Below are 2,526 nucleotides of genomic sequence, written 5' to 3' on the forward strand. Positions count from 1 at the left end.
TCGCGACCATCGTCGGGAGGTCGAGTTCGCGTCGCAGGCCGTGCGCCGAGGCGATCAGGGTGTCAAGTAGAACGCGCAACCGGGCGTCATCGACGCTGCGGGACTCGCGGCTGTCCCGGCGGGTGGAGGCGAGCGCGCTCTCCAGTTCCGCCACCCGGCCGCGCAGCCGCCGGGTCTCCGCCTCGGCATCCCGGCTGGCGGCCAGGGCGGCGTTCCGGGCCGCCTCGGCCGCGGTCAGGGCCTCCCGCGTGGCCTGCTCGGCCTGCCGGATCCCGGCAGCGGACGAGCGCAGCCGCCGGCGCGCCTCGTCCGCCTCCGCCCGGGCTGCCTGCAGCTGCTCGCGCAGTTCCTCCTGCTCGGCCGCGGCGATGCGCTTGCTCGTCTCCAGTTGTTCGGTGAGCCGCAGTATCGTCCGCCCGGCCTCGTCAACCTGGCTGCGGGCCGCCGCCTCCGACGTGGACGCCGCGGCGACCTGGACCAGCTCCTGCCAGCCGGAGACCCGCAGCAGGTACGCGACCGCGGCGATCTTCTCGGGGGGCGCCGCAGGCGGCGGTCCGTCCGGCGAGCTGACGGCTTCGACAAGCTCGGGATGATGACGGTGGATCCACTCGGCGACCCGGCCGCGGAACACGTCACCGTCCACCGCCGCGGCCAGCGGGACGGCCCCCTGGCGGACACGGCGGGAGGGCTTGAAGCGGCGCACCGCGACCAGCGACGGCGGGACCTGCGGCTCGGGAAGATCCGCCAGCGTCCGCTCGGCGAACTCGACGACATGCGCCCGCACCGGCGCCGGAAGCGGCTCACGCATGCGGCGAACCCGAGGGTGGCGACGAAATGTCCGTCATCATGCGCACGACGGAAAAACTGGGCGGGCCGTATCTCCAACGGCTCGTCCAACCGGCCAGACAGCAAGGCACGCGGGACTCCGGAGCCGACGGGGAGAACGATGACAGTACAGCTTATCGGGAGAGCTCAGGGCACTCACAGCCGCTACCGGCCAGATCGGTACGTCGGCGGCCTACGGCTGGGCGGTCATTGTCTTAGGTGAAAGTCGGCTTATGTAGCCTCGCGAGGCGCGCCCCTTATGCTCGATTTCTTCCGAACGCGGCCCTGGCTGCGCCTGAGAGGATCATCGTGACCGACCAGAACCCGCCTCACCAGCCCCCCAGCGGTGACGGGAGCCAGGAGGCGTGGAGGCAGCCGAGTGATCCCTGGCACCAGCCCGCGGACCCCAGCAGCACCCCCACCTCCGGTTCGTCCTCTACTCCCCCGGCGGCCCCGGTCCCATCGTGGGGAGCGCCCCAGCCCGGCCAGCCGAACCAGCCCGACTCGGAGGAGACACGCCTCGCCTGGCCAGGCACCGCCCCACAACCGGGTGGGCAGCAGTGGGGCGGGTACCCCGGCGCCCCGCAGCACCCCGGCGCCGCGCCCGGGTGGGGACAGCCCGGCGAACGGCAGGGCTGGGGACAACCGGGCGGCTGGCAATCCCCCGGCCGCGGCTGCCGGGCCCTACCAGGGTGGGAGTGCCCCATACCCGGGGACGGTCGGCTACCAGGGCGCTCCCGACGCCTACCAGAACCCCCCGGGGGCTTACCACAACCTCCCGGGGGGCTACCCGCCGCCCGACGGCTGGCAGCAGGGCAGCCCGCTGCCTCCGCCCCGGCAGCGGGCCAATCCGCTGTTCATCATCGTGCCCCTCGCCGTGGTCGCCGCCATCGTGCTCGGTGTCGTGATCGCCCTCGCGGTGCGCGGCGGTGACGGCACCGAGATCGCCTCCCCGCCGGCCCCGACGGTGACCGTGCCCGACCTCCCGAACACCACTGCGACCGCGACCACCCCGACCGCGACCACCGCGACCGCCCCGAACGGAGTGCCGAACTGCGTTCCGGTGACGCCACAGCACGCGCCGGCGGCCGGCACCGCGACGATCGGCGGGTCCGGCACCGCCGTCGGCCGGGCCACCTCCTCGGTCAGCGACTTCGAAGCCAGGGTCACCCTCAACAGCGTCTGCTCCACCACCGGCAAGGTGACCCAGTACGGCGACGCGCCCACCCAGGGGGCCTACTACGTCATTAACGTGACGGTCGAGGTGAGCCGCGGGTCGACGTCCGCCTCGCCGTCCGACTTCTACATCCAGACCTCCGACGGCACCCGGTACGACGGCAGCTACGAAAACGTCGCGCCGCGGCTGTCGGTGTCGACTCTCAAGGCCGGGCAACGGGTCCGGGGCAACATCGTCATCGATGCGCCGCCCGGGCACGCCATCCTGAACTGGGAACCGCTGTTCGCCGTCGATCCGCCGAAGTTCCAGCTCTGACCGCCGCGTAACCCTACGAACCGCCAGAACCGCCAGAACCGCCAGAACCGCGCCAGACCGGTACCCGGCTCAGCCGAGGGCGGCGCGGATCCGCTCGGCCACGGCATCGAGCTCGGCCGAGTCGGGGTTGTGGTCGGCGAGCCTGAAGTCGATCTGCGTCTCGTCCTCGATCGGCAGGAGATGCACGTGGACGTGCGGGACCTCCAGCC

Annotated in this window: 1 protein-coding gene and 1 pseudogene; one reads left to right on the forward strand and one right to left on the reverse strand. The window is 72.6% G+C overall.

Translation table 11 applies throughout. The annotated features are described in order from the left end of the window. Positions 1 to 808, reverse strand: a pseudogene (locus AC08ON_RS17330) (NYN domain-containing protein); the annotation flags it as partial. A 567-nt stretch (positions 809 to 1,375) separates the two neighbouring features. Here AC08ON_RS17330 and AC08ON_RS17335 point away from each other — a divergent pair. Next, positions 1,376 to 2,317, forward strand: a complete 942-nt coding sequence (locus tag AC08ON_RS17335; protein ID WP_476607478.1) for a DUF4352 domain-containing protein — start codon at positions 1,376 to 1,378, stop codon at positions 2,315 to 2,317. Positions 2,318 to 2,526 lie beyond the last annotated feature (209 nt).

It is taken from the genome of Frankia sp. CoWAU3, assembly GCF_977971855.1.